Source organism: Tenacibaculum insulae (assembly GCF_964512435.1).
GTDB classification, from domain to species: domain Bacteria; phylum Bacteroidota; class Bacteroidia; order Flavobacteriales; family Flavobacteriaceae; genus Polaribacter; species Polaribacter insulae_A.
The window spans coordinates 354,256-375,950 of the sequence record NZ_OZ208512.1 but is presented as its reverse complement, the minus strand read 5'-3'; the positions used below and the strand labels follow the sequence as shown (position 1 = coordinate 375,950).

Below are 21,695 nucleotides of genomic sequence, written 5' to 3'. Positions count from 1 at the left end.
TTATTTATAAAATGGAAAACATAAAAAATAACGTCATTTCAAATAGCAAAGCATTTTTTTTTAAAAGATTACTTTCTTTGGTTAGTAACAACATATCGCTATTTTTTCTTTTTTCTTTCTTTTCTTTTCTAACTTATAGTCAAGAAAAATTAACAACCTTAAAAGGTAAAGAATTACAAACTAAAGTTCGTTTAAACTTTATTCCTGTTCAAATGCCTACGGATGATTTCCCGAATTTAAAATCAACCATGGGATTAGCTGGTTTACATTATCAAATACCAATTAACGATTGGTTGTATGGTGGTGCCGGATTTCATTTTGCGGTTACTGGCGATCAGGGAGGTTTATTTACTTTAGGTGCAGAAATTGGTGTAAACAAACAACTTTATAAAAATATTTATGTTGATGCCAACTTCCATTTTGGTGGCGGTGGCGGATATCGTAATTTGGTAAACGATGGCGGATTTATAAATCCGAATATTGGTTTACAATACAAAAAAAACAACTATTCTTTCGGAGTACAATACAGTCACTTAAATTTTTTATCAGGAGAGATAAAAAGCAATTCGGTTTCGGTTTTTGTTGAAATTCCAAGTATTTTACGCTTTACAGATTACAATAAGGCGCATCAAGAATTTATAGCTGATAATTTATCTTCGGATGATTTTTGGAGCAAGCCTATTGTAAAAAACGCACAACAAGTTCGTTTCGATTTTTTTAAACCTATCGGAAATTCAAAAAAAGATAATGGAGATGATTTAAACGAAACATTATATGTTCTCGGATTTGAATATCAAAAATACATAAGCGACAACACCTTTTTATTTGCCCACACCGATGCTATTTATAAAGGTTTACGTGCTGGTTTTATGGATTTGTTTTTTGGGGCAGGTTACCATCCATACCAATCTAAATACATAAATATTTTTACAAAATTAGGTATTGGTGCTGCTGGTGGTCGTGTGGCTCCTGAAGGCGGTTTAATGATATATCCTTCGGGCGGAATTGATTTAAAAATATCAAATAAATTAGCATTAAGCGGTCATGGTGGTTATTACCGTGCAATAGCTGGAAATTTAGAAGCCTATACTGTTGGTTTTGGTTTAAAATACTTTGGATTAAATGGCGGGACAACATCCGAAGAAAAAAAATACACCAACTTTTACACACAAGGATTGCGAATTGAAATTCAGAATCAAACATATTTTGATGTTGCTAAAACTGATGATGTTTACAATGCAACTGAAATTGATTTACAATTAATTGGTTTAAAAGTAAATTACGACCTTAATAAATGGCTTTATATTGCTGGTGAGGCAAGTTTTGCTTACGATGGTCGTTCGGGTGGTTATGCGCATGGATTAGTTGGTGGGGGAATTTATTCTCCTCGATTTTTTAATAATAAAGCACGTGGTTTTGCCGAACTTATGGGAGGTGCAGGTGGTGGTGCAGGTGTAGATACTGATGAAGGAATTATTGTGCGACCAACACTAGGTTTAAGCTATGATATTACAAATAGTGTGGCTATTTTAGCTTCTGCTGGAAAATATTATTCGCCTTTTGGAAACGTAAAATCAAACAATATTAATATAGGTATAAGTTATAACCTTGCTAGTTTAGCAGTAGAATAACAAAATATAACTTGCTTGCGCTAGGGATTGAAGTGGCATCCTTTTATGAAGAATGAATAAAAGATATAACGGAAAGCCCGCTCGAGCGCCCAAAAAATAAAAGTTTAATTAGTAAATAATAGTAAAATGAATAACGGAATTTACGCAAAGTTCACAACGCCTAAAGGCGCTATTTTAGTGAATTTAGAATACGAAAAAACTCCTGGAACTGTAGGTAACTTTGTTGCTTTAGCTGAAGGAAACTTAGAAAACGGTGCTAAACCACAAGGAACTCCTTATTATAATGGATTAAAGTTTCACCGTGTAATTTCAGATTTTATGATTCAAGGTGGATGTCCACAAGGAACTGGAACTGGAAATCCTGGTTATAAATTTGATGATGAATTTCATCCTGATTTAAAACATGATGCTCCTGGTAAATTATCTATGGCAAATGCAGGACCTGGAACAAATGGTTCTCAGTTTTTTATTACACATGTTGCTACACCGCACTTAGATGGTAATCATACCGTTTTTGGAAGTGTTATTGAAGGACAAGATGTTGTAGATGCTGTACAACAAAACGATACTATGGATGTTGAAATTATTCGTGTAGGTGAAGCTGCTGAAAAATTTAATGCTGTTGAAGCTTTTAGAACTTTTGAAGGATCTCGTGAAAAACGTGAAGCTGAAGAATTAGCTAAACAAAAGGAATTATTAGATTCTGTTGCTGCTGGTTATGACGAAACTCCATCTGGATTGCGTTATAAAATTTTACAAAACGGAGAGGGAAAACAAGCTACAAAAGGAGCTACTGTTTCTGTACACTATAAAGGTCAGTTATTAGACGGTACGGTTTTCGATTCTTCTTATAAGCGGAAGCAACCAATTGATTTTGCTATTGGTGTAGGTCAGGTAATTGCTGGTTGGGATGAAGGAATTCAGTTATTAAAAGTAGGAGATAAAGCACGTTTGGTAATACCATCTAGCTTAGCGTACGGAGCAGCAGGTGCTGGAGGTGTAATTCCACCAAATGCAACGTTAATTTTTGATGTTGAATTAATGGATGTAAAATAATTTTTTACTCTAACTTAAAACATTTAAAACTCTCTATTTTACAATAGAGAGTTTTTTGTTTACTATAAGTTTACCTTCTTAACATTTATAACACTATAAATTAAAATAGATATGATAACGACTTAAAGTGCAAACGGTTTTACTTTTTCATCTTTACTTTAAAATAAAACGACAATTTAAAATGAAAAAAATCCTCTTAATTAGCTTATTGTATATCCTAAATTCCTTCAGTGCTCACAGTCAATCTGCTGTATGCGAAACACCTAAAGAAAATAATTTTGATTTAAATGAAATTACTGTTAAAAAATGTGAGATTACAACAAAAAAGAAAAATCCACGAAAAATTATTAAAACAAAAATTATACGAAAAAGAATTATAAATAGAGCCAGAAAAAAAGCGAACAAATTAAATAATAGAGAACATACTATTAACATAAAACCTTATGAAACATCAATAAAACTACCAAATCTTACAAAAAATGTTTTGTTTACTTTGGTTGAAGAAATACCAATGTTTGAATCTTGCTCAAATAATAGTCGAAAAAACAATATTAAATGTTTTAAGAAAAAAATAAACAAACACTTTATAAAACATTTTTATGTAGATGAGTTTGATAATGAAATAACCAATGATAAAATATTTATTGAATTTAGCATTGATTTACATGGAAAAATAATAAACCCGAAAATAAAAAGTAGTAAAAACAGTGAGATTTTGCATAATAAACTAACTAAAATTATTAAAAAACTACCTCGATTTTCACCAGGAAAAGAAAAAGGATTGCCAGTTATTGTTACTTATTCTTTTCCTTTAAACTTAACTTTAAACTAATTTTTAATTAATCATTACTTTAAGTATAGCTTGCTAAAAAACAAGTAAAAAATCTTAAAATGATATAAATCAACTCTCTAGCTGAAAATAAAAAACTGCAATTAATTTGAATATTTATATATATTTTCATATTTTTACCCCATAAATAAGTTAACACCCCAACGTTAACCCCTTAAATAGAGTGTTATTATGATGAAGTATCCCTTATTAATAGCTGCTATGCTTGTTTCTATGGTAGCTGTTGCTCAGCAAGAAGTATGTGCTACTGCAGACGAAACTATTGCAGACCCTAACAGTATTACAAAATGTGCCATTGAAGACACTAAAGATGGCGGAAAAAAACAATTATCTATTGAAGTTTCAACTAGAAGACGTGTAGTTCGTAAAAAGAACGAAGCCGTTTCAGCTATTGGTGGAAATGCAGCTTCTCAAAAAGTTGCCAACATTAAGAAAAATACTTTATTAGTAGGTAAACTTGAATTAGAAGACAATTCTGAAACTATCGAAAGAATTCCATTTAATCTTGTTGAAGAAATTCCATTATTCTCAAAATGTAATAATGTTCCTTTAATAAAACAATCTAAGTGTTTTGAAACTCAAATGCATAAGCATATCATAAAAAACTTCAAATACCCACAAGATGCATTTGATGCAGGTATTGCTGGTAGAGTTTCAGTACAATTTACCATCGACGAACAGGGTAATGTTGGTACAATTCAAATGAGAGGTCCTAAAGGAGGTGAATCTTTAGAAAAAGAAGCTAGTAGAATAGTAAAAAACCTTCCAAAATTTATACCAGGTAAGCATAATGGTAAAACTGTAAAAGTAAAATATGGTATACCAATTACTTTTAGACATCCAAATGCTAAGTCTGTAAAGAAGACTGTTGCAAGAAAAGTTATAAAAAAACAACCTGTTAAGAAAGTTTCTGTTAAAGAAGAAGTAATTACTGATTTCGTTAAATTTAATAAAGTTGAAACTATTCCTTTATTTAAACCATGTGTAAAAGTTTCTGAATCTGAAAAAGGAAATTGTTTTAATGAAAGAATGGCTAGTCATATTCAAAGAAACTTTAACTATCCTGCTGCTGCAGCTGCACAAAACATTGAAGGTAAAGTTTGGGTAGGATTTATAATAGGAAAAGACGGTAAAGTTAGTAATATTAAAATGAGAGGCCCAAAAGATGGTCAATTACTAGAGCAAGAAGCTAAGAGAATGGTTTCAAAATTACCTGTTTTTGTTCCTGGTAAACAAAATGGAAAATTGGCCAATGTTCAATATTTTCTTCCAATAAATTTTACACTACAAGAATAAAAAAACTCAATCACTCAATAAAGTAAAAAAAGGCATCAAATATTATATTTGATGCCTTTTGGGTTTTAAGAATATTTGTTGTTTTTTAACAATCAGCTAAACCAACGGTAATTGCTAAACCGCCTTCAGAGGTTTCTTTGTAATTACGGTTCATGTCTTTTGCGGTTTCCCACATAGTATCAATTACTTTATCTAAAGGTACTAATGAGTTTTTAGGGTCTGTTTCTAAGGCCATTTCAGCAGCGTTAATAGCTTTTATAGCACCCATTGCATTGCGTTCAATACAAGGTACCTGAACTAGTCCTCCAATAGGGTCACAAGTTAAACCTAAATGATGTTCCATCGCTATTTCGGCAGCAACTAAACATTGAGATGGTGTTCCGCCTAAAAGTTCGGTAAGTGCCGCTGCAGCCATTGCTGATGAAACACCAATTTCTGCTTGACAACCTCCCATAGCTGCTGAAATTGTTGCATTTTTTTTAAAAATACTTCCAATTTCACCAGCCACTAATAAGAATTTTTTTATTTGTTCAAAATCAGCATTATGGTTTTCAATAACTAAATAATACATTAAAACTGCCGGAATAACTCCAGCACTTCCATTAGTTGGCGCAGTTACAACTCTACCCAATGATGCATTTACTTCGTTTACGGATAAAGCCAAACAGCTTACCCATTTTAATATTTCTCTAAATTTTACTTCGGTACTTCTAATAGCAACAATCCATTCTTGTTCGTTAGTATAGGTTGCTTCTTTTATTAATTTTTTGTGTGTATTAAAAGCTCTACGCTTTACATTTAATCCGCCAGGTAAAATACCTTCAGTATGACAACCAATATACATGCATTCTAACATGGTATCCCAAACGCGTTTTAACTCGCTATCTATTTCATCCGAAGATTTTAAAATTAATTCATTTTGATAAACAATGTCTGAAATATTTTTTTGCTCTTTTTCACAATATTCTTCTAATTCAGTTGCTCTGTTTATTGGGTAGGGGAAGTTACTTTTATTTATTTCGGTATTTAACGGGGTTTCTATTACTTCTTGAATTACAAAACCTCCTCCGATAGAATAATAGGTTTCGGTAGAAATTTCTTTTCCTTTGCTAAAACCTCTAAAAGTTAATCCGTTAGAATGAAAAGGTAAAAAGTCTTTATTAAAAAAAATATTTTCTATAGAAAAGATAAGTTGTTTTTCTGCATTAAAATTTAAGCGATTTGTTTCTTTTATTTTATTAATAATAGTTTCTATATTTTCTACAGGAATGTATTCGGGATCTGTACCACTTAAGCCTAATAAAATAGCTAAATCGGTAGCATGTCCTTTTCCTGTTAAAGATAAAGAGCCGTATAAATCAATTTTAATACCATCAATAGTGTTAAAAAGATTGGTTACTTTTAATTTTTGTATCCATTGCTGGGCGGCTCTCCATGGGCCTAAGGTGTGTGAGCTAGAAGGGCCAACGCCAATTTTTAGCATGTCAAAAACACTAATAAACTGCGACATAAATTTTGTTTGTTTGTTGATGGCTAAAATAGAAAAAGTCCTGTATTAAATTTAATACAGGACTTTGTTTTTATAAAAAGAATAATTTTACATTCCGTAAACTGATTCTTTGTCAAATTTTTTAGCAAGCATATAGTAAACTACCGCACGATATTTGTGTCTTTCAGATCTTCCAATTCTTTCCATAACATCATCAATTGCTTTGTCTAATTCTGGGCTGTCAGCTAAACCTAATTTTTTTATTAAAAAGTTTTTCTTAACAGTTTCTAGTTCTTTGGCATCAGTACCAGATACGGTTTCAGCATCTTTTTTATAAATAGAAGGTCCTAAACCTTTGGTAACTGCTTTTAATAAATCAGTATTAGAACGAATATCTCTATCGTCCATAAATTTTTTATACAATGCTACTTTTTCGTCAAATTTACTCATGGTTCTTTTTTTATAAATTAGGTGTTACATTTTTTATCATGTTCATCAATCCAAATATAAACAAATAAATTGTTCTTTCAAATAAGAATATAAATGTGAAGTTAGTAGCTGGTATTGTTGATTAAATTGTTGAAAACAAAAAGGTAAAATGGTAAAAAGGCACTGTTGTTGTTGTAATTTTATATAAATTCAAATATATAGCTTATGTCAATATCAAAATTTGAATCTATGTTGAAAACCAACGATGTATATTTTTTTGATGCCGTTGAGTTTGAAACAATCGTAGAACATTATTTAAATATAGCCAAACATTCGTTGGCTAAAAAAGCCGTACAGCTAGGTTTAGAACAGCATCCGTCATCAATTCAATTAAAATTAATGAGGGTAGAAATCTTAATTTTTGAAAATGAATTACAGAAAGCTACTAAAATGCTTGTTGACATCGAAGCGGTAGAACCTCATAACGACGAAGTTTTTATTCAGAAAGCCTTAATTTTTTCAAAAAAGAAACAGCATATAGAGGCTATTCAGGTTTTAAAAGAATCTTTAAAGTTTATTGAAGATCCAGCTGATATTTGGTCGATGCTGGGAATGGAATATTTGTATTTAAATGATTTTGAAAATGCCCAATTAAATTTTGCAAAATGTATAGAGGTTGATTACGAAGATTATTCTTCTTTATACAATATAGTGTATTGTTTTGATATGTTAGAAAACCATGAAGATGCTATACGTTTTTTAAATTCTTATGTAGATAAAAATCCGTATTGCGAAATTGCATGGCATCAATTAGGAAAACAGTATTTTGAGTTAGGAATGTATAAAAAAGCACTTTCTTCTTTTGATTATTCTGTTTTAATTGATGAAAGTTTTATTGGTGGTTATTTAGAAAAAGCCAAAACATTTGAGGCTTTAAATAACTATGAAGAGGCGATTAAAAATTATTTAATAACCTTAGAGTTAGATGACCCTACAGCCTTTGCTTATATAAGAATAGGAGCGTGTTATGAAAATTTAAATAATATACACACGGCAATTCATTTTTATAAAAAAGCAGCTCATGAAGATCCGTTATTAGATAAAGCGTGGATGTTGTTAACGAACGCTTGTTTTAACGATAATGATTTTCAAAAAGCTTTACATTACATTAATAAAGCAATTCAGATTGATGATGCAAATGAAAGTTATTGGAAAAAGTATGGTGATATTAATTTAAAACTTAACTTTTACGAAGAAGCGGTAAAAGCATATTACACTAGTATTGAGTTAGGAAATGAGGATATAGAGATTTACATCGCTTTAGCTGATCTTTTATTGTTTTTAGGAGATTTTAACGATGCATTAAAAATTGTAATCAAAGCTAAAAAAAGATATCAGGAATTTGCTGAAATAGAATATCGTTTGTGTGGATTATTTATGATTCTTGATAAAGAAGATTATAGTTTAACACATTTAAAAAACGCGTTGGCTATTGATTATGAATATCGTTTGATTATAAAGGAATTATATCCTTCTGTTTTTGAAAATAAAAAAGTAGAATCAATAATACTGAATTATAAAAAAGCCTTAAAATAATTTTATTTTAAGGCTTTTTTTTTATGCTATGAAATACGTTTCCATATTTTAGTTAGTATATAAATACTAACTAAGGTTACTATTGATAAAACGGAAGCTAAAAGCGTTTTACCGTAAATCCAATTACCTGTAGCTAGTAAGAAACTATATACCCCAACTGTACCGGTAACAAAACCTACTATTTTTACACCAATATTTTTAAATTTATCATCTCCATCAAAAATTAATTTTTCAAATTTTTCGATAGTATTTGAGTCGCTTGGTTTTGTTAAAAGTGTTACAGAAACCCATCCAATAGTTGTTATAATAACTCCTATAATTAATTGCCAATAACCAGCAATTTCAATAAAAGGAGTTTCCATTTTTCCGTTTACAAAAAAGAAAATAGCGATTACAAATGAAATAGCCATTGCAGCAATTTCACTATATGGATTTATTCTGCTCCAAAACCATCTTAAAATAAATAACAAACCTGTACCAGCACCAATTTGTAATAATAAATCAAATACATCTTTTGCCGATTGTAAGTAGAAAGAAAATAATGCAGCACATAACATTAATAATACTGTTGATACTCTACCTACCACAACTTTTTGCTTTTCTGATGCATCTTGATTTATAAATCGACTATAAAAATCGTTTACTAAATATGAGCTACCCCAGTTTAATTGTGTTGAGATTGTACTCATAAATGCGGCGATTAATGAAGTTAATACAATACCTAATAAACCAGCAGGTAAGTATGTCATCATTGCAGCGTAACCAACATCGTGCCCTTGCATATCTGGAGATAAGTTAGGGAAAGCTTGGTTCATACTATCTAAACTAGGGAAAATAACTAAAGAAGCCAAACCTACAATAATCCAAGGCCAAGGGCGTAATGCGTAATGAGCAAAGTTAAAAAACAAAGTAGCCCATGTTGCGTTTTTTTCATCTTTTGCAGCTAACATTCGTTGTGCAATATAACCACCACCACCAGGTTCTGCACCAGGGTACCAAGTACTCCACCATTGTACGGCAAATGGAATTACAAATAATGTAATTAAAGATTCGGTATTAGAAAAATCTGGAAGTATATCTAGTTTGTCGCTAACATTAGGATGTGCTAATAAATTTGATAATCCGTTTATTTCAGGAAGATCTATAATGTAAATTGTCGCCCAAACCGAACCGATCATTGCAATTATAAACTGAACAAAATCGGTAAGTAAAACACCTTTTAATCCACCTAAAGAAGAATAGATAACTACAATTATAGATGAATATAGTAACATTTCTCCTTGCGAAATTCCTAATAAGATATTTGCAATTTTTGCTCCGGCTAAACAAACACCGGCCATAGTAATAATGTTAAAAATAACTCCTAAATAAATAGCTCTAAATCCTCTTAAAAAACTAGCCATTTTACCAGAGTAACGCAATTCGTAAAACTCTAAATCGGTAGTAATTCCTGATTTTCGCCAAAGTTTTGCATAAAAGAAAACAGTTAGCATACCAGTAAGTAACATTGCCCACCAAACCCAGTTACCAGAAACTCCGTTTTTACGAACAAGTTCTGTAACTAAACCAGGGGTATCGGCAGCAAAAGTTGTTGCAACCATTGAAACACCTAGTAACCACCACGGCATGTTTCGTCCAGATAAAAAGAATTCAGCACTATTTTTTCCAGCAGATTTTGAAGCCCAAATACCGATAAGTAATGAAAGAATAAAAAATCCGATAATAATTGAAGTATCGAGTAAACTTAAGTTAATCATTTATTTTGTTTTTAGAATTTAAATTTAATTAAGTTGTTTTGGTGTACGTTAATAAATTCTACTAACAACGTTATTTTTTTGTTAAACAACATTAATTATTGTGGTAGTTGTTTTACTCGTTGCTATTTTTTAAAATGATTTGCTTTGTGTTGTTTAAATACTTTCTACCAATAGGTATTCTTTTGTCGTTTATATTTAATGAATTTCCTTCAATATAATTTACTTTGTCTAAAGCAACGGTATATGATCGGTGAATTCTTAAAAAATTACTATCAGGTAATTCTTCTGTAATACTTGTTAAAGATTTATGCACAATGTAGTTATCTATGGTTGTAGATACTTTAATGTAGTCTTTTAAACTTTCTATATATAAAATACTGTCGTATTTTACTTTTACTAGTTTTTTATCAACCTTTAAAAATATATGAGAGTTTTCGGTGTCTTTAATGTCTAAGCTGCTATTATGAATACGTTGGGTTAGCTTGTTAACTGTTTTTAAAAATCGAGGAAAAGGAATGGGTTTCACTAAATAATCGAGTACATCTAAATCATAGCCTTCAATAGCATATTCTCTGTAAGCTGTTGTAATTACTACATGTGGTTTTATTTGTGTGTTTCTTAAAAAATCTAATCCGTTCATTTTAGGCATGTTAATGTCTAAAAAAAGAACGTCTATTTTATTGCTTTCAATAGTTTGAATAGCTTCAATAGGATTATTGAAAGTGTCAACAATAACAATGTTTTTAAATTCTTGTAAATGATTTTTAATAACATTAATGGCTAATGGTTCGTCGTCTATAATAACACAGTTTATTTTCACTTTTTTGTTTTTAAGTTAAGGGGATTTCAAGTTTTACCGTAAATGTTTCTTTTTCTTTAAAAATATCTAAATTATAGTTTCCTTTATAAATAAGGTCTAATCTCCTTTTGGTGTTTGAGTTTCCGATCCCTTTTTTTAAATTATTACTAAGAAGAGAGTCGTTAACTTCAAAAGAATTTCGAATAGTTAAGATAAGTAAATTATTTGTATTCTTTTCTATATCTATACAAATATAAAAATCGCTGCTGTTTTTATTACCATGTTTAAAGCAATTTTCAATAAAGGAAAGAAAAATTAAAGGAGGAATTTTAGCATCATTAATATTTCCTTCAATATTTATTTTTATTTCTGAATTTTCATGACAACGCAATAATTCTAAATCAACATAATTTTGTATGTATTCTATTTCCTTTAATAAACTTACTTTACTTTTTTTAATATCATAAATAACATATTGCATTATGTCTGATAGTTTTAAAACGACTTCGGGGGCAAGGTTCGATTTTTCTAATGTTAAAGCGTACAAGTTATTTAATGTGTTAAAGAAAAAGTGAGGTTGGATTTGAGATTTTAAAAAATTTAATTCACTTTTTAAATGTTCTTTCCTTAAAGCTTCAATTCTTCCTTTTTGATTTACCCAATCTACCGTTAATTTTAAAGCGGTGGCTAAAGCAACCACATATAATTCGCCAATAGTAACAGCAATAATATGGTTAAAAGTAAAGGCTTGTTGGTAGGCATCCATTTCTGGCCAAATATTTTTTGTAACCAAAATGTAGTTTAAACCTGTTCTAACTGTATATAGTACGCCTAATGCTAGTAGAAAAAATAATATATAGGTTTTATATTTTTTTGTAGTTAAAAATTTAGGAATAAAATAATAGAGGTTTATATATACTAATACTATATGTAAAGGGAACTCAACTAAGTTAGATTTTAAGGAATACCAATAATCATCAAAATAACTACCCCATCTAATAACATTAAAAGCAAAATAACTTAACCAAAATATAATATGATATTTTTTAGAAATAGTTCTGATACTTTTTTTATTAGATAGTTGTTTGTGGTTCATTTGTATACAGGGCGTTAAAAAAGGCGGAAATTAATTTTTTTTAAGCAAAAAACAACGTTAATTTTTGTTGAATAATGATATTTGCTAAAATAGTGTTGTTTGTTGCTTTTTTTACGTCGTTCGTATATATTTTTTTTAGAACACTTTTTTATTAACCTAAATTTAACAAAATAATTAATTAACTTTTATTTTATGAAAAAAATTAAATCTCTGTTATTCTTTTGTTTTTCGTTGATGCTGACGTATAATACGTTTGCACAAGAAAAAACAATTACAGGTACAGTTTCGTCTAAAGCAGACGGAGAATCTTTACCTGGTGTTAGTGTTTTGATAAAGGGCACAACTATAGGTGTTGAAACCGATTTTGATGGTAATTATAGTCTTAAAGCCTCTGCGACTGATGTTTTAGAATTCTCTTTTGTAGGGATGGAAAAAGCTTTTGTTCTTGTAGGTGATAAATCTGTAATTAATGTTCAGTTAAGCGAAGGAACTTTACTGAAAGAAGTAGTGATAACTGCCTTAGGTATTAAAAAAGAGCGTAAAAGCTTAACTTATTCAGCTCAAGAAGTTGGTGGTGATGAATTAACAAAAATTAAACAAACAAACCCAATTAATAGTTTATCTGGTAAATCTGCTGGGGTAACTATATCGAGAAGTTCTTCTGGTTTAGGAGGAACAGCAAAGGTTGTTTTAAGAGGTAATTCTTCTACAACAAACAATGATCCATTATATGTTATTGATGGAGTGCCAATGTTAAATAGCGGAAATGGATCTAATGGTTCAGAGCCAGGAACAGATATTTTTGGTAGTCAAACAGGAAATAGAGATGGTGGAGACGCTATGTCTTTAATTAATCCAGATGATGTAGAATCTATTACTGTATTAAAAGGTGCTTCTGCATCAGCTTTATACGGTAGTCAAGGTGCAAATGGTGTAATTTTAGTTACGACTAAAAAAGGTAAAGAAGGTAGATTGTCAGTAAACATATCATCTAGCTTTACGGTAGACAATGTAATGTCATTACCAGAATTACAATCAGAATATCAATCAGCTTCAGTTGGTCAACCAATTGCTGAAAATGGTAATGTTTCTGACCCAAAATCTTGGGGAGCAAAAGCTTCAGGATTATCTAATGATGCAAAAAGCTTTTTTAATACAGGTCATACATCAATTAATTCTATCGCTTTAACGTCTGGTAACGCTAAAGTACAAACATACTTCTCGTATGCAAATACATTAGCAGAGGGAGTTGTACCTGAAAATAAATTAATAAAAAATAATGTAACATTAAGAGAAACAGCTAAGTTTTTAGATGATAAAATTGATGTTTCAGCTAGTGTTAATTTATCTGATCAAAGAATTAGTAACAGACCAACTAATGGTTTGTATTCAAATGTTTTAACAGGTGTTTATTTACATCCAGTAGGTATAGATAGAAATAGCTATAAAAATAAGTTTGAGTATTTTAATCAAACAACAAACATGATGGATCAATATGCTACATCATTTGATGAGAATATTCAACAAAATCCATATTGGTTAATCAACAGAAATAAAAGTGAAGATATTGTACAAAGAGTTTTAGCAAGTGTATCTGCTAAATATCAAATAACTGAAAGCTTTTCATTACAATCAAGATTAAGTTACGATAAGTCATTTTTTACATTTGATAAAAGACAATATGCTGGTACAGATCCTGTAAATACAGGAGACAACGGAAGGTATGTTTTAGAAAAAACAGAAAATACACAACAGTATGCTGATTTAATAGCTAATTATACTAAAGATTTTTCTGATAATTTAAGTTTTACAGGATTATTAGGAACTAGTTTAACAAAATCAACAACTGGAGATCAAGTTTTATTAGATTCAGGAAGAGATGGAATGGGATTAAACTTTCCAAATGAATTTACAGTAGCTAATTTTGCAACAACTAATAATATTAGACAATCTGTAGCAAATAGAGAAGTTCAGTCTGTATTTGCATCAGCAAATTTAGGGTATAAAAAAATGTTATATTTAGATGTAACTGGTAGAACAGATTGGTCATCTACTTTAGTAAATACTGAATCAACTTCATTTTTCTACCCATCAGTAGGTTTAACAGGTGTTCTTTCTGAAATGTTTGAAATGCCAGAAACAATTAAATTTGCAAAGTTGAGACTTTCTTATGCTGAGGTTGGTAAAGATATTCCTGTTTATGCAACAATACCTTTAAATTCAATCAACCCAACAAATACTTCTGTAAGTTCGGCTGCTTTTGCACCAATTGAAGGAGAAACATTAAAGCCAGAAAGACAAAAGTCTTTTGAAATTGGTACTGAATGGAGATTTTTAAACAATCGTTTAGGTTTTGAATTAACGTATTATAATACAAAAACTGAAAACCAAATATTCTTTATCCAAGCTGCTCCTAATCCACAAGGATATTCACAAAATATTGTAAATGCAGGAGAGATATCTAATAAAGGTATCGAGTTAGTATTAAACGGTAAACCAATCAGAAATGAAAACTTTACTTGGAATACAGTTTTAAACTTTGCACAAAACAAAAACGAAGTTGTAGCAGTACACCCTTCTTTACAAGATGGTGAAGCTATTATTACAGCAAGAGGTGTTAATGGTTATGAGTTTTCATTAATTGAAGGAGAAGATTTTGGTAGTATTAAAGCAAGATCTTTAGAAAGAGATGCAAATGGAGTACCAGTGGTTAACTCTTCAGGAGCTTTAAAATCTACAGATTTTGAAACAGTTGCACATGCACAGCCAGATTTTACTTTAGGATGGAGCAATACTTTTGAATATAAGAATTTTACTTTAAGTTTCTTAGTTGATGGTAAGTTTGGAGGAGATGTAGTAAGTGTTACTGAGGCAGTAAATGATAAATATGGTGTTTCGCAAGCAACAGCAAATGCAAGAAATAGAAACGGTGGTATGGTAAATGTAGTAGACGAAACAGGTGCTGCATCTCAAATAACTGCACAAAGTTTTTATAACGCAGTTGGTGGTAGAGATGGTATGTTAGGTGAGTATGTATATGACGCAACTAATGTAAGTTTAAGAGAATTATCTATTGGATATAAATTACCTGTAGAAAGTGATTTCTTTAAAAGTGTAAGATTATCTTTAATCGCAAACAACTTATTCTTCTTCTATAAAGAAGCTCCGTTTGATCCAAATGTATCTGCAAGTACAGGTATCGGTTTACAGGGTGTTGATATTTATAATCAGCCATCAACAAGAAGTGTAGGATTTAATGTTAATATAAACTTTTAACAAATGAAAAAAACAATTAAATACATACAGCTATTAATAATTTTAGTAATTGTTAATGCATGTACAGATGATTTTGAGGGGATTAATACTGATCCTAATAAAATTTCTAACGAAAGTTTAACTCAAAGAAATAACCATATCGGATCTAGGTTTTCTCCTATGTTTTCGAATGTAATTCGTGTTGAGCCAGCTTGGAATTACCAATTACAGCAAAATTTAAGTGCTGATATTTTTTCAGGTTATATGACTTCTCCAACACCATTTGCTGGAAATATAAACAACCAAACTTATGCTTTAGTTAATGGGTGGAATGGTTTTATATGGAGTGATGCTTATGATGCTGATAATGGAAACGGAGTAATGCCTTATGCAAGAGGTATTAAAGAACAAGTAGAGTTAACAAATTCTGCAGGTGGTGAAAAGTTTGTGTTTTTAGCAAACATTATTAAAGTAATGGCAATGCACAGAGTTTCTGATAATTTTGGACCGATACGTTATTCAAAATACAATGACTACGGTACGTCGGGTGAATATGACTCTCAAGAAACAGCTTATAAAGCATTTTTTGCAGAATTAGATGAAGCTATTTCAGGATTAAAACAATACGAAGGTAATGCACAATTTGTTGATTTTGATGAGTCTAATTTAGGAGGTGATATCGCTTCTTGGAGAGCTTTTGCAAACTCAGTAAGATTAAGATTAGCTATTAGAGTATCTAAAGTAGATCAAGCATTAGCAAGAACTGAAGGAGAAAAAGCATTAGCAAGTGATGCTGGTTTTATTGCAGGAGACATGACTGTTGATATGGGAGGTTTTTCACATCCTTTAGCCACTATTAGTGGAGGATGGGGAGATATTTGTATGAGTGCAGAAATGGAAGCTATTTTAAAAGGATTTAATGATGGAAGAATCAATGAATTTTTCTTAAACCCAGCAGACGCTACTTTAGGTGATTATAAAGGAATTCGTCAAGGAATTGAAATCAACGCTAAAGGACAGTACGGAAGCCATTCTTTATTAGGGAATGTAGTTTTAAATGCGACTCAAAAAGTATGGTTAACAACAGCTGAAGTATATTTCTTAAGAGCAGAAGCTGCATTAAGAGGTTGGTCTGGAGCAGGAGATGCTAAAATGAATTACGAAGCAGGTGTAAGAGCTTCTTTTTCTCAACATGGAGTTGCAGATGTAGATACTTATTTAGCTGATAACACAAGTACACCAGCTGATTTTGTTGATGCACTTAATACTGCAAATGATGTAGCTTACGGAAGTGATGTTAAAATAGCATACGATAACGGAGCTACTCAAGAAGAACAATTAGAGCAAATTATTACTCAAAAATGGATTGCTATGTTTCCTGACGGACAAGAAGCTTGGTCTGAATTTAGAAGAACAGGATATCCAAGAGTTTTCCCAGTTGTTATAAACAACAGTGGTGGAGATATTGATACTAATATACAAGTTAGAAGAATTAATTTTGTAGATAGTGAAAAGAATACAAATGGTGCTAATGTAACAGTAGCAGAAGGATTCTTAGGAGGCCCAGACCACGGAGGTACAAGACTTTGGTGGGATACAGGAGCTTCAAACTTTTAAGAAGTACATTATTTTTATTTGAATAACGCAACCAGAAGTATGTAATGTATTTCTGGTTGTTTTTTATGTCTTTTTTTTTGCTTTTAGTCGAAAAAATTAGCAAAAAAACTAGATAGACAATAAATTTACTAAAAACAATAAGATGATTGGAGACGTACAAATTTATAGCCCAAAAGATATCATATATCAGCCTGCCGGACAATTCGAGGAAACACGTTATGAAAAAAATCATAATATAATTTTCAATAACTCTCTTGAAGCTTCTAAGGTAGTAGCGCATGAAATAGCTGAGCTTATTCAGCAAAAAGAAAAAGAAAATAAAAAATGTGTTTTAGGTTTAGCAACAGGATCTTCACCAATTAAAGTATATGAAGAATTAGTTCGCTTACATATTGAAGAAGGATTAAGCTTTGCAAATGTGGTAACTTTTAACTTAGATGAGTACTGGCAAATGCAACCAGATGATGTTCAGAGTTATCATTATTTTATGCACGAACATTTATTTAATCATGTTGATATTTTACCAGAAAATATTAATGTGCCAGACGGTACAATTAAAGCTGATGAAATTTATCAATATTGTGTTGATTACGAATTAAAAATTAAAGAAGCTGGTGGTTTAGATTTTCAACTTTTAGGTATTGGACGAACAGGTCATGTAGGTTTTAACGAACCAGGATCTCACTATAATTCAAGTACAAGAAGTATAACATTAGATCATATAACAAGACAAGATGCAGCTTCTAGCTTTTTAGGAATAGATAATGTTCCTAAAAAAGCAATAACAATGGGTATTAGTACTATTAGAAAAGCAAAACGAGTAGTATTGTTAGCTTGGGGTATTAATAAAGCTAAAGTTGTAAAAGAAACGATAGAAGGAGAAGTAACGTCTCAAATTCCGGCAAGTTATTTACAAAACCATAAAAACACAACTTTTATTTTAGATGCAGAAGCATCAAGAGAGTTAACAAGAATTAAAACTCCTTGGTTGGTGACTTCTTGTGTTTGGACTACAGAATTAAAGAAAAAAGCGGTGTTCTGGTTAAGTCAAGAGCTTAAAAAACCAGTTTTAAAACTAACAGATAAAGATTATAACGAGCATGGTATGTCTGGTTTATTATCTGAAGAAGGAAGTGCTTACGATTTAAATATAAAAATATTTAATAAGTTACAACATACAATTACTGGATGGCCAGGAGGAAAACCAAATGCTGATGATACGAATCGTCCAGAAAGAGCAGAACCATCTAAAAAACGAGTGATTATTTTTAGTCCTCATCCAGATGATGATGTTATTTCAATGGGAGGAACTTTTGATAGGTTGGTTGAGCAAGGACACGAAGTGCATATTGCATACCAAACATCAGGTAATATTGCAGTTGCAGATAGTGATGCTTTAAAGTTTGTAGAAGTAGCAAAAACATTGTCTTCAAACAAAGAAGGTTTAGATGATATTATTAAAAGTATAAAGTCTAAAACACTTAATAATATTGATTCTTTAGAGGTTAGAAAGTTAAAAGGAGAAATTAGAAGAGCAGAATCGTTAGCAGCAACAAGGTATTTAAGTCTTGATGATAAAAATGTTCACTTTTTAAACCTTCCTTTTTACGAAACAGGTAAGGTAAAAAAGAATGGTTTATCTAAAGCTGATCTAGATATTATGTGTGCATTAATTGAAGAAATTAAACCACATCAAATTTATGCAGCAGGTGATTTAGCTGATCCGCACGGAACACATAAAGTATGTTTAGATGCATTATTCGAAGCAATTGAAATTCTTAAAACAAAGCCATACATGAACGATTGTTGGGTTTGGTTGTATAGAGGTGCTTGGTTTGAGTGGGAATCACACGAAATTGAAATGGCAGTACCTATGAGTCCTGATCAGGTAATTAAAAAGCGTCACGCAATTTTTTACCATCAATCTCAAAAAGACGGAGTAATGTTTCAAGGAAACGATGCTAGAGAATTTTGGGTAAGAGCTGAAGATAGAAATAGATTAACAGCAGAAAGATATCATGAACTAGGAATGGCAAACTACGCAGCAATAGAGGCGTTTAAACGATATCATTTTTAATTACCTATAACTTGGTTATAAATATTAAAAAAGATAAGTCGAATAATTTCTAGATACCAATACAAAATGATAAAAAGAATAAAAAATAAGCTTTATATAATTTTTTTACTTTGTTTTTTAAGTGCTAATAGTCAGCAAAAAATAGTTGAAAACTATAATTTAATGCCTTGGCCAAATGAAATTAAAGAAAATAGCAATAAGGTAATTATTGATGAAAATTTTACGGTTAGTTTAAATAAAAAAAATAGCAGAGTATATAAAGCTGCTACAAATTTTATTAGAAGAGTAACAAACAGAACAGGTGTTTTTATTGATACAGGATTTCCGTTGATAAAAAATGAAAAAGCAACGGTTAATGTTACTTACAATACCGTAGCTTCATTAAAAATAGGATTAGATGAATCATATACATTAAGTGTAAAAAATAATCGAATCCAAATAAATGCAAATACTGATATTGGTGTTTTAAGAGCCTTAGAAACTGTATTGCAATTAATATCTTATAATGAAGATTCTTTTTATGTAAAAGGTGCTGAAATAAAAGACAAACCAAGGTTTGTGTGGAGGGGTTTAATGATTGACGTTTCAAGACATTTTCAACCAGTTGATGTTTTAAAAAGAAACTTAAGAGCAATGGCTTCTGTTAAAATGAATGTTTTTCACTGGCATTTAACAGACGATCAAGGAGTTCGTTTTGAATCTAAAGTATATCCAAAACTTCAAGAAATTGCTGCAGACGGATTGTTTTATACACAAGAACAAATTAAAGACGTTGTTGCTTATGCGGCAGATTTAGGAATAAGAGTAGTACCAGAATTTGATGTTCCAGGACATGCATCGGCAATATTAGCGGCATATCCATCATTAGGAAGTAAAAAAGGATATGATTATTCTGTTGAACGTTTTTCTGGAGTTTTTGATCCAACTTTAAATCCATCTAAAGAAGTTACTTACTTGTTTTTAGAAACATTATTTAGAGAAATAGCACCGTTATTTCCTGATGAGTATTTTCATATTGGAGGTGATGAAAATGAAGGGAAACATTGGGATGCAAATGCTGAAATACAAGCTTTTAAAAAGAAACATAAATTAAAAACAAACCACGATTTACAAACGTATTTTAATATTAGAATCGAGAAAGTTTTAAAATCATTAGGAAAAAAACTAATGGGTTGGGACGAGATTTTAACGCCATCGCTACCAACAACGGCTGTTATTCATTCTTGGCGAGGAAAACACGAAGGTTTAAAACGCAGTACTTTAATTGAAGCGGCTAAAAAAGGATATCAAGCAGTACTTTCTAACGGATATTATATTGATAGAATGTTATCTGTAGATAGTCATTATTTAGTAGATCCAATTGGTGATGAGGTTTTAACAAAAGAAGAACGCAAAAGGGTTTTAGGAGCTGAAACCACTATGTGGAGTGAGTTGGTAACACCACTTACAATAGATTCTAGAATTTGGCCTAGAACAGCAGCAATTGCAGAGCGATTTTGGTCTAAAAAAGAAGTAAAGGACCTAAAAAACATGAGAACGAGATTAGCAGTTGTTAATTCTCATTTAGAAGAGTTAGGCATAACGCATAAAAAGAATAAAGATGTTATTTTAAGAAATATAGCAAAAGTTGAAGATGTTGAATCAATTAAAATATTGACAGATATTTTTGAACCTATAAAAGTTTATTCAAGAAACAAAGGAGGTACAGAATACAAAACATTTTCACCATTTACGCTTTTTGCAGATGCTTGTTCAGCTGATGCAGTAGATGCTTATAATTTTAACCAAGCAGTAGCTTTGTTAACTAGTAAACCTACAGATAAAAATAAAGAAGCGGTAAAAAGATATTTTAATAAATGGGTAAATGGTTACCAAAATTTTTTAGAAAAACCTTTAAATGCTAACACAAAAGTATTAAAAGAACACTATAGCAAAATAAAAGATCTTTCTGTTTTATGTTTAGAATTATTAAAAAATAATAAGGCAAACGCAAAAACAAAAGGTAAAATAAAAGAATGTATTGCTTTTTTAAAAACCCCAATGGTTGATACTGAATTGATGATTCTACCAAGCATAGAAAGTATGCTTAAAACATATGCTAAATAAACCTACTTTTTTTAAAGTAAAAGTTAAACGATTAAAAAATAAAACATACTATAATGAACTGTAATGTAACATTAAAGGAAATAGCGATAAAAACGGGTTATTCAATATCTACTGTTTCAAAAGCATTGAATGATAGTCATGAAATTAGTAGTTTAACTAAAGAAAAAATAATTAAAAAAGCTTCATCATTAAATTATATTCCAAATTTCTTTGCTCGTAATTTAAAGAAAAAGAAAAATTTTATTATCGGTGTTATTATACCCGATTTTAAAAATGATTTTTTTTACAATTTAGTAAACGGAATTGCAGAAGAAACAAGCGATCATAACCATAGAGTTATGATATATCAAACGTGTAATAATCCGCGTAAAGAAATTAATTACATCAATTTATTATCAGAAGATATTGTAGATGGTTTAATAGTTTGTACTTCTTTCTTTTTAGAAACTTATTTAAGCGATAACAATAATTATTTTAACATTTTACATAAAAATACACCTTTTACTATAGTTAATAGAAAGGATAAAGAAAATATAGAGGTAGATAAATCAAAAGAGTTTACAACTAAGTATGGTAAAAAAATAGTAAACGATTTAATTGTTAGAATAAAACAAAATAATATACAGTTAAAAGCTTCTTAA

15 protein-coding genes are annotated in these 21,695 nt (G+C 30.5%); 10 read left to right on the top strand and 5 right to left on the bottom strand.

The features are described 5' to 3' along the window. The first annotated feature begins 11 nt into the window (after positions 1-11). The 4 genes from ACN5J5_RS01640 to ACN5J5_RS01625 all read left to right on the top strand — a co-directional run bounded on the left by ACN5J5_RS01640 (position 12) and on the right by ACN5J5_RS01625 (position 4,833). Positions 12-1,631 (top strand): hypothetical protein, encoded by a 1,620-nt coding sequence (locus ACN5J5_RS01640; protein WP_418645618.1) that lies wholly within the window; start codon positions 12-14, stop codon positions 1,629-1,631. A 126-nt stretch (positions 1,632-1,757) separates the two neighbouring features. Continuing rightward, a complete protein-coding gene (locus ACN5J5_RS01635; RefSeq protein ID WP_418645617.1) occupies positions 1,758-2,687 on the top strand; it encodes a peptidylprolyl isomerase in 930 nt (309 codons plus the stop codon). Positions 2,688-2,868: 181 nt separating this feature from the next. Continuing rightward, positions 2,869-3,519 carry an energy transducer TonB gene (locus ACN5J5_RS01630; RefSeq protein WP_418645616.1) on the top strand — a complete coding sequence of 217 codons (651 nt, stop codon included), beginning with the start codon at positions 2,869-2,871 and terminating at the stop codon, positions 3,517-3,519. 189 nt (positions 3,520-3,708) lie between these two features. Next, the gene (locus ACN5J5_RS01625) at positions 3,709-4,833 is read left to right on the top strand and encodes a TonB family protein (RefSeq protein ID WP_418645615.1); all 1,125 of its coding nucleotides are present in this window, start codon (positions 3,709-3,711) and stop codon (positions 4,831-4,833) included. Positions 4,834-4,918: 85 nt separating this feature from the next. Here ACN5J5_RS01625 and ACN5J5_RS01620 read toward each other — a convergent pair whose 3' ends face one another. After that, the gene (locus tag ACN5J5_RS01620) at positions 4,919-6,343 is read right to left on the bottom strand and encodes an L-serine ammonia-lyase (protein WP_418645614.1); all 1,425 of its coding nucleotides are present in this window, start codon (positions 6,341-6,343) and stop codon (positions 4,919-4,921) included. 87 nt (positions 6,344-6,430) lie between these two features. Further along, positions 6,431-6,772, bottom strand: coding sequence for a DUF2853 family protein (locus ACN5J5_RS01615; protein WP_418645613.1), 342 nt, complete (start codon positions 6,770-6,772; stop codon positions 6,431-6,433). Between the two features lie 204 nt (positions 6,773-6,976). Between ACN5J5_RS01615 and ACN5J5_RS01610 the strand changes: the two genes are divergently transcribed. Next, positions 6,977-8,347 (top strand): tetratricopeptide repeat protein, encoded by a 1,371-nt coding sequence (locus tag ACN5J5_RS01610; RefSeq protein WP_418645612.1) that lies wholly within the window; start codon positions 6,977-6,979, stop codon positions 8,345-8,347. A gap of 26 nt (positions 8,348-8,373) precedes the next feature. Here ACN5J5_RS01610 and ACN5J5_RS01605 read toward each other — a convergent pair whose 3' ends face one another. The 3 genes from ACN5J5_RS01605 to ACN5J5_RS01595 all read right to left on the bottom strand — a co-directional run bounded on the left by ACN5J5_RS01605 (position 8,374) and on the right by ACN5J5_RS01595 (position 11,999). Then, the gene (locus tag ACN5J5_RS01605) at positions 8,374-10,104 is read right to left on the bottom strand and encodes a sodium:solute symporter family protein (RefSeq protein ID WP_418645611.1); all 1,731 of its coding nucleotides are present in this window, start codon (positions 10,102-10,104) and stop codon (positions 8,374-8,376) included. Positions 10,105-10,216: 112 nt separating this feature from the next. After that, positions 10,217-10,924, bottom strand: a complete 708-nt coding sequence (locus ACN5J5_RS01600) for a LytR/AlgR family response regulator transcription factor (RefSeq protein WP_418645610.1) — start codon at positions 10,922-10,924, stop codon at positions 10,217-10,219. 10 nt (positions 10,925-10,934) lie between these two features. Continuing rightward, positions 10,935-11,999: a sensor histidine kinase gene (locus tag ACN5J5_RS01595; RefSeq protein ID WP_418645609.1), complete on the bottom strand. Its 1,065-nt coding sequence runs from the start codon at positions 11,997-11,999 to the stop codon at positions 10,935-10,937. Positions 12,000-12,191: 192 nt separating this feature from the next. Here ACN5J5_RS01595 and ACN5J5_RS01590 point away from each other — a divergent pair, with 192 nt between their 5' ends. The 5 genes from ACN5J5_RS01590 (at position 12,192) to ACN5J5_RS01570 (ending at position 21,695) form a co-directional block, all read left to right on the top strand. Continuing rightward, a complete protein-coding gene (locus ACN5J5_RS01590; RefSeq protein ID WP_418645608.1) occupies positions 12,192-15,275 on the top strand; it encodes a SusC/RagA family TonB-linked outer membrane protein in 3,084 nt (1,027 codons plus the stop codon). Positions 15,276-15,278: 3 nt separating this feature from the next. Then, complete coding sequence (locus tag ACN5J5_RS01585) at positions 15,279-16,871, top strand: SusD/RagB family nutrient-binding outer membrane lipoprotein (protein WP_418645607.1); 1,593 nt, start codon at positions 15,279-15,281, stop codon at positions 16,869-16,871. A 142-nt stretch (positions 16,872-17,013) separates the two neighbouring features. Next, positions 17,014-18,948: a glucosamine-6-phosphate deaminase gene (nagB, locus tag ACN5J5_RS01580; RefSeq protein ID WP_418645606.1), complete on the top strand. Its 1,935-nt coding sequence runs from the start codon at positions 17,014-17,016 to the stop codon at positions 18,946-18,948. A gap of 162 nt (positions 18,949-19,110) precedes the next feature. Beyond that, a complete protein-coding gene (locus ACN5J5_RS01575; protein WP_418645605.1) occupies positions 19,111-21,054 on the top strand; it encodes a beta-N-acetylhexosaminidase in 1,944 nt (647 codons plus the stop codon). A 53-nt stretch (positions 21,055-21,107) separates the two neighbouring features. Continuing rightward, the gene (locus tag ACN5J5_RS01570) at positions 21,108-21,695 is read left to right on the top strand and encodes a LacI family DNA-binding transcriptional regulator (RefSeq protein ID WP_418645604.1); all 588 of its coding nucleotides are present in this window, start codon (positions 21,108-21,110) and stop codon (positions 21,693-21,695) included.